Consider the following 473-nt stretch of genomic DNA (forward strand, 5'->3'; position numbering starts at 1 on the left):
ATTAAGGCTCCCACGTAAGGAATCAGGTTTAAGATGGCAAAGATTACCCCGATTAACAAAGCATGTTTTATACCAATTAACATCAATATTCCACCCAACAAAATCGTCATATAGGTTATCTGGATTAACAGTCCGATTAGGTAGCTTTTAATGATCGATTCGGTTTCATAAATAGCTTCTTTCACTTTTGGATGATCATCTGTTTTAAACCACATGAAGATAAAGCGCAATAAAATGTCTTTATAAAAAAGCATCAGGTAAATATAAATGGGCAACAAACCGATAAATACAAAAATGCCACTTAAGGTAACGGCAGCACCACCTGCAAGCGAGGTGCCCATGTTCATCAAATCGTCGCTTTTAGTTTTTATGAAGGCTTTTTGTTCCTTATCATCGTAATGGGTAATGCGACTGATCCAATCACTTAATGAATTGATATGCTGTGTTACGTTCGCTTTTATCTGTGGAAAATC

The 473-nt window shown here is 36.2% G+C and carries 1 protein-coding gene; it reads right to left on the minus strand.

The annotated features are described in order from the left end of the window. Positions 1–473: AI-2E family transporter (locus AC1DOP_RS27280; protein WP_477254417.1), on the minus strand; the 473-nt coding region annotated here is incomplete at both ends.

This window comes from Massilia sp. 01N410 (assembly GCF_056399665.1).